Here is a 6093-nt window from a genome sequence, read left to right as displayed (position 1 = left end):
GCGTGAGCTACGGATCCCCGCCTCCCGGCAACCACAACCCCTACGGCGGCAACAACCCCTACGGGCAGCCGTCCTACGGCGGCGCCCCCTACGGCGGGCCGACGGCCGGCGACCCCGGCACCCTCGACCTGCCCTGGTACGGCATCGGCTTCGCCGGCGCGGTCAAGCGGACGTTCCAGAAGTACGCCCGCTTCGACGGCCGCGCGAGCCGCAGCGAGTTCTGGTGGTCCTACCTGGCCTACGTGCTGGCGTTCTGCGTCCTCTACGTGCCGGTGGCGATCGGTGCCGTCACCGAGTCCACGGGGCTCGTGGTCGTCGGGGCGCTGCTGTTCCTCGTGTTCATCCTCGCGACGTTCGTGCCGATCCTCGCGCTCTCGGTCCGACGGCTGCACGACGCCAACTTCAGCGGCTGGCTGTACCTGATCAGCCTCGTCCCCTGCGGCAGCTTCGTGCTCCTCGTGCTGTGGTGCCTGCCCCCGAAGCCGGAGGGCGCGCGCTACGACAAGCCGGGCGTCGGCGGCCAGGGCTACGGCCAGCAGGGCTACGGCCAGTACGGCCAGCAGGGCTACGGCGGGGGCCACCACCCGTACGGCCAGTAGGCGCCGCACCACCTGCACGGACGACGACGCCCCGGACCACTCGGTCCGGGGCGTCGTGTCGTCAGGGCGCCAGCCAGGCGCCGGCCGGCAGGTTGCGCACCACGGTGAAGACCACCATCAGCACGCCGACGGTGATGCCGGCGACGGCGAGCGAGCGGTCGCTGGGCTCCCACCGGCGACCGGTCCAGCGGCCGCGGGTCCAGCGCAGGAAGACCCAGGCGATGAAAGGCAGGGAGAGCACGAAGAGCAGGTTGCTCGACGCCGCCGCGCCGAGCTCGAGGTTGCCGAGGTCGTTGACGGCGCGCAGGCCTCCGCAGCCCGGGCAGGAGAAGCCCATCGCGGCGGTGGGGCACATGCCCCAGCTGCCCCGGTCGTGGGGGTCGCGCAGGTGCAGGGCGAGGGTGGCCGCAGCCAGCCCGCCGGCGACGGCGACCGGCGGCACCATCCGGCGCCAGCGAGGCTGCTCGCTGGCTCGTGCCGGAGGTGCCGTGAGCGTCACGCGCTCAGTGGCTCGACTCGTGCAGGCCCATCTTCGCGAGGATCAGGAAGAGGGGGCCGCCGGCGACGACGATCACGGCGCCGATCCAGAACAGGGGCCAGTTGACCGGGGACACCGACATCCCGACCGCGCCGACCACGAAGCCGACCAGCGAGACCAGGACGGCGCTCCAGGCGGCGGGGGTGTTGCCGTGGTTGTCGGCCATGGGTGGGAACTCCTCGTTCGTGCGGACGGACGGCAGGATTCTAGTGGGCTCAGTTCTCGGTCGGGTCGCTGCCCTCGTCCAGCGACTTCCACAAGTCGAGGTTGGACCGCTCCGAGGGGTCCCCGGCGGCGGGGGCAGCAGGGTCGGGGCCACCCGTCGGGGCGTCGTACCGGCTGCCCATCTCGGGCCAGGACGGCACCAGCCGGACGGCGGCGCCGGCCGCGAGGAAGGCGACCAGCGCGCACGCCAGGGCCACCCACAGCCAGCCGGTGCGCTCGGCCTCGATCGCCGCGGCGTTGAGGCCGAGGCGGACGGCGAGCTCGTCGACGGCGCCGTCGTCCTGGACGAATCCGCCGACCACGACCACCGCGCCCATGCCGGCCGCGGCGAGCACGGCCAGCACCGCCACGACCCGGCGGACCGTGCCACGGGTGACCAGCAGGACACCCCAGGCGGCGAGCGCGACGAGGGCGAGGGCGCCGGCGAGCGGGAACTCCACGGAGCGGTCCTCGACGCTGCGGCTCAGCCCGCCCGCGGCGGTGATCGTCTCCGCGGGGATGGTCAGCATCGCCTTGTGCCCGGCGACGGCGGCGAAGCCGCTGGCGGCGAGGCCGACCAGCACCGTGGGGCCGAAGGTACGGCGGGCCGCGGGGGCGTCCTCAGCCACTGAGCAGCCCCGCGTCGAAGCAGGTCCGGTCACCGGTGTGGCAGGCGACGCCGACCTGGTCGACCTTGACCAGCAGTGTGTCGCCGTCGCAGTCGAGGCGGACCTCGTGGACGTGCTGGGGGTTGCCGGAGGTCTCGCCCTTGACCCAGTACTCCTGGCGCGAGCGGCTCCAGTAGGTGGCCCGGCCGGTGGTGAGGGTGCGGTGCAGTGCCTCGTCGTCCATCCAGGCCAGCATGAGCACCTCCCCGGTGTCGTGCTGCTGCACGACCGCGGGCAGGAGGCCGTCGGCGGTGCGCTTGAGCCGGCCGGCGATGGCGGGGTCGAGGGAGGTCACGGCTCCATTATCCGGTCCGCCCCGCCGCCGCGCTGGGCGACCCACGACGCGTGGAGCCGGGCGTAGGGCGTGTCGGGCTGCTGGACCAGCTCGGCGTGCGGCCCGTGCTGGACGATCCGGCCGCGGTCGACGACCACCACGACGTCGGCGGCCTCGGCCGTGGAGAGGCGGTGGGCGATGGTGACCGACGTCCGCCCGGACATCAGCCGCTCCAGCGCCCGGGCGATCCGGGTCTCCAGCTCCGGGTCGACCGCGCTGGTCGCCTCGTCGAGCACCAGCAGGTCGGGGTCGGCGAGCTGGGCGCGCAGCAGGGCGACCAGCTGGCGCTCCCCCGCCGACAGCGACTCGCCGCGCTGCCCGACCGGGGTCTCCACGCCGTCGGGGAGCCCGGCGAGCCAGTCGCCGAGGCCGATCGCGTCGGCAGCCTCGTGGATCTCGGCAGCCGTGGTGCCGAGGCGGCCGTAGCGGACGTTGGCGGCGAGGGTGTCGTCGAACAGGAAGCCCTCCTGCGGCACCAGCACCACGCTGCTGCGCAGCGCCGCCTCGCTGATGTCGCGCAGGTCGACGCCGTCGAGCAGGACCCGCCCGCGGGTCGGGTCCATCAGCCGGGTGAGCAGCTTGGCGATGGTCGACTTGCCCGACCCGGTCTCGCCGACGACCGCGACCCGCTGGCCGGCGGGGATGACCAGGTCGATGTCGCTGAGCACCTCGCTGCCGCCGGGGTAGGCGAAGCAGACGCCCTCGAAGCGCACGTCGATCGCGCCGGCGGGCAGGCTCTGCCCGTCCGGGCCGGGGTCGACGAGGTCGGCGGGGGTGTCGAGGATCCCGATGACCCGGCGCCAGCCGGCGATCGCGTTCTGCGCGTCAGTGAGGATCTGGGTGCCCATCTGCACCGGGCCGACGAACAGGGTGACGAGGAAGGCGAAGGCGAGCACCTCGCCGGCCGTGATCCCCTCGCCCCACGCGAAGCCCTGGCCGAGCCAGATGCCGACGATGAGCACGCCGGCGTTGGCGAGCCCGGCGGAGATCCCGCCGAGGCTGAACGAGAAGGCCGTGAACCCCTGGGCGCGGGTGCTGGCGGCCTTGTGGATGTCGATGGCGCGGTCGATGCGCTCCTGCGTGCGCTCCTCGATCGCGTAGGACTTCACGACCGCCGCGCCGACCACCGGCTCCGAGACCGCGGACAGCAGGGCGCCGACCTGGCGTCGTACGGTCCCGTAGGCGGCGGACAGCTTGCGCTGGAAGTAGCGCAGGCTCAGGAAGAGCGGCGCGAAGCAGAGCCACACCACCAGCGCGAGCTGCCAGCTGTAGACGACCATCACCACGGTCGCGACCAGCACCTGGCCGATGCTGACGACGAAGAGCAGGCCGCCGAAGACGAGGAACTGGCTGACCTGGTCGACGTCGCTGGTGACGCGCGAGACGAGCGCGCCGCGGCGCTCGGTGTTCTGCGTGAGCAGCGGCAGGTCGTGCACGTGGCGGAATGCCTTGACCCGCAGCGTCGCCAGGCCGCGCTCGGCGGTGGCGAAGAGCCGCGCCGTCATGGCGTACGACGCCCAGCTGGTCACCACGATCGCCAGCCCCGCGGCGATCGCGAGCCAGGTCGTGAAGGTCACGTCGGGACCGTCGGGTCCGCGCAGGCCCTTGTCGATGGTCTGCTGGATCGCGATGGGGACGATCACCTGGCCGGCGGAGGCGAGCACGGCCAGCAGCAGGGTGCGGCCGATGCCCTCGACGAGCTCGGGCGAGTGGCGCACGCCGCGGCGGATGGTCTCCCAGGCGCCGATGTCCTCGCCGGTGTGCAGGGCGGTGCTCATTCGGCCATCTCCTGCTCCTGCTCGTAGGCGTTGACCAGGCGGGCGTAGTCGGCGTTGCGGGCGACCAGCTCGTGGTGGGGCCCGCGGTCGGCGATGGCGCCGTCGACCAGGAAGAGGACCTCGTCGGCCAGCCCGATGGTCGCCTTGCGGTAGGCGACGACCACCAGGGTGGTGTCCTCCGCGCCGAGCGCGCCGAGGATCCGGGCCTCCACCTCGGGGTCGACGGCGGAGGTGGCGTCGTCGAGGACGAGCAGGCGGGGGTGGCCGACCAGCGCCCGGGCCAGTGCCAGGCGCTGGCGCTGGCCGCCGGACAGGCTGGTGCCGCGCTCCCCCAGCCGGGTGTCGAGGCCGTCGGGCAGCGCCGCGACGAAGCCGTCGGCCTGCGCGGTGCGCAGCGCCGCCCAGACCTCCTCGTCGGGGATGTCGCGGCCGAGGGTCACGTTGCCGCGCACGGTGTCGTCGAAGAGGAAGGCCGTCTGCGGCACGACCGCGAGGGTCTCGGCGAGCGCGCCGCGCCGCAGGTCGCGCAGGTCGGTGCCGTCGACCCGGATCACCCCGTCCTCGACGTCGACCAGCCGCGCCAGCAGCGTGGTGAGGGTGCTCTTGCCCGAGGCGGTCGCCCCGACCAGGGCCACGGTGCGGCCCGGCGTCACCTCGAAGCTGAGGTCGCGCAGCAGCGGGCGGCCGGGGGTGTAGGAGAACGCCGCCCGGTCGACCTCGAGCCGGGCGCCGCCGCCGTGCGTCGGGAGCCCGCGGGCGCCGTACTCCATCGCGCCGGAGGCGCGCAGCACCGCAGCCACCCGGCGGTAGCCGACGACGCTGCGCGGGAAGTCGCCGAGCAGCCAGCCGATCGAGCGGATCGGGAAGGAGACGACGGTGAGCAGGTAGGTCACCGTGACGACGTCGCCGGCCCCGGTGGCGCCGGAGAGCACGCGGTGCACGCCGAGCACGAGCACGACGAGGACGGCGAGGTTCGGCAGCGCGGCGAGGGTCGGGTCGAAGGCGGCACGGATCCGGCCGACCCGGATGTTGGCCTCGCGCAGCTCCGCGGCCTTGGCCCGGAACCGCTCGGTCTCCTCCGGCTCGCGGCCGAGCGTCTTGACCACCAGGGCACCGTCGAAGGACTCGTGGGCGATCTCGGACAGCTCGGCGCGCAGCTGCTGCGCGCGGGTGGCCCAGCCCTGGGCGAGGCGCTGGTAGACGACGTTGGTGCCGATCACCAGCGGGAAGACGAGCAGCCCGATGAGCGCGAGGGCGACGTCGGTCAGCAGCATCTGGACGACGGCGATCACCATCATCGCGACCGTGCCGACCGCCATCGGCAGCGGGGCGATCGGGCCCCACGCCGCCTCGACGTCGGAGTTGGCGTTGGACAGCAGCTCCCCCGTCGGGTGCTTCTGGTGCCACTCCATCGGCAGCTTCAGGTACTGCCGGGTCACCGCACGGCGGCTGTGGGCCTGCATGCGGTACTGCATGACGCCGGCGCCGAGGCGGCGGGCCACGATGCCGACGGCCCGCAGGATCGCGACCCCGACGAACAGCCCGAGCACCGCCCACAGCAGCCCCGCCCCGACCTCGCCGTCGCGGAACGCCGGGAGCACCACGTGGTCCGTCGACCAGCCCAGCACCCACGCGTCGGCGACGGTGAGCGCGCCGAACAGGACGCTGCCCACCGTGGAGAGGGTGAAGATCCAGGGCTCGCGCTTGATGGCGACCCAGAGGACACCGAATCCGGCCGACGTCGTACCGGCGCTGCCGGTCGTGCTGCCTGCCGTCGCCACCCTCGTCCCTCCCGCTCGTCCGCGTCGGGCACCCAGCCCAACCTCGGCCCAACCCGGGCCCCGGCGAGCCTATTCCGGAGGCACGACAACGTCACCGGCGGTGGCTAGCGTGGCCGCGTCGCTCCGCCCGGAGGGCTGGGCGGGCTGAGCCGCCGGACTGCCGGGGGTTGAGGTGCGAGGCGCCCCGGCGC

7 protein-coding genes are annotated in these 6093 nt (G+C 73.8%); 1 reads left to right on the top strand and 6 read right to left on the bottom strand.

Annotated elements, in window-relative coordinates:
• On the top strand, positions 1–599 hold a 599-nt coding region (locus L615_RS12415), incomplete at its 5' end, for a DUF805 domain-containing protein (protein ID WP_222430535.1).
• A 61-nt stretch (positions 600–660) separates the two neighbouring features.
• Here L615_RS12415 and L615_RS12410 read toward each other — a convergent pair.
• The 6 genes from L615_RS12410 to L615_RS12385 are packed head-to-tail and all read right to left on the bottom strand — an operon-like array spanning position 661 to position 5902.
• Positions 661–1098 carry a DUF2752 domain-containing protein gene (locus L615_RS12410; RefSeq protein ID WP_145725261.1) on the bottom strand — a complete coding sequence of 146 codons (438 nt, stop codon included), beginning with the start codon at positions 1096–1098 and terminating at the stop codon, positions 661–663.
• Between the two features lie 4 nt (positions 1099–1102).
• Positions 1103–1303, bottom strand: a complete 201-nt coding sequence (locus L615_RS12405) for an HGxxPAAW family protein (RefSeq protein ID WP_028654375.1) — start codon at positions 1301–1303, stop codon at positions 1103–1105.
• Between the two features lie 49 nt (positions 1304–1352).
• On the bottom strand, positions 1353–1970 hold the full coding sequence (locus L615_RS12400; RefSeq protein WP_028654376.1) for a Trp biosynthesis-associated membrane protein: 618 nt from the start codon (positions 1968–1970) through the stop codon (positions 1353–1355).
• Positions 1963–2304: a phosphoribosyl-AMP cyclohydrolase gene (gene hisI, locus L615_RS12395; RefSeq protein WP_028654377.1), complete on the bottom strand. Its 342-nt coding sequence runs from the start codon at positions 2302–2304 to the stop codon at positions 1963–1965. Before hisI ends, L615_RS12400 begins: the two co-directional genes overlap by 8 nt.
• The gene (locus tag L615_RS12390) at positions 2301–4121 is read right to left on the bottom strand and encodes an ABC transporter ATP-binding protein (protein ID WP_145725260.1); all 1821 of its coding nucleotides are present in this window, start codon (positions 4119–4121) and stop codon (positions 2301–2303) included. Before L615_RS12390 ends, hisI begins: the two co-directional genes overlap by 4 nt.
• Positions 4118–5902 carry an ABC transporter ATP-binding protein gene (locus L615_RS12385; protein WP_145725259.1) on the bottom strand — a complete coding sequence of 595 codons (1785 nt, stop codon included), beginning with the start codon at positions 5900–5902 and terminating at the stop codon, positions 4118–4120. Before L615_RS12385 ends, L615_RS12390 begins: the two co-directional genes overlap by 4 nt.
• Positions 5903–6093: the final 191 nt, after the last annotated feature.

The organism is Nocardioides sp. J9, from assembly GCF_007829375.1.
In the GTDB taxonomy this organism is placed as follows: domain Bacteria; phylum Actinomycetota; class Actinomycetes; order Propionibacteriales; family Nocardioidaceae; genus Nocardioides.
The sequence above is the reverse complement of the archived record's forward strand: the minus strand, read 5'-3'. Positions and strand labels throughout refer to the sequence as shown.

Bases quoted from the DNA above. Each gene is read 5' to 3' on its own strand.
- L615_RS12405 (WP_028654375.1), bottom strand. From the start codon at position 1,303: ATGGCCGACAACCACGGCAACACCCCCGCCGCCTGGAGCGCCGTCCTG.
- L615_RS12390 (WP_145725260.1), bottom strand. From the start codon at position 4,121: ATGAGCACCGCCCTGCACACCGGCGAGGACATCGGCGCCTGGGAGACC.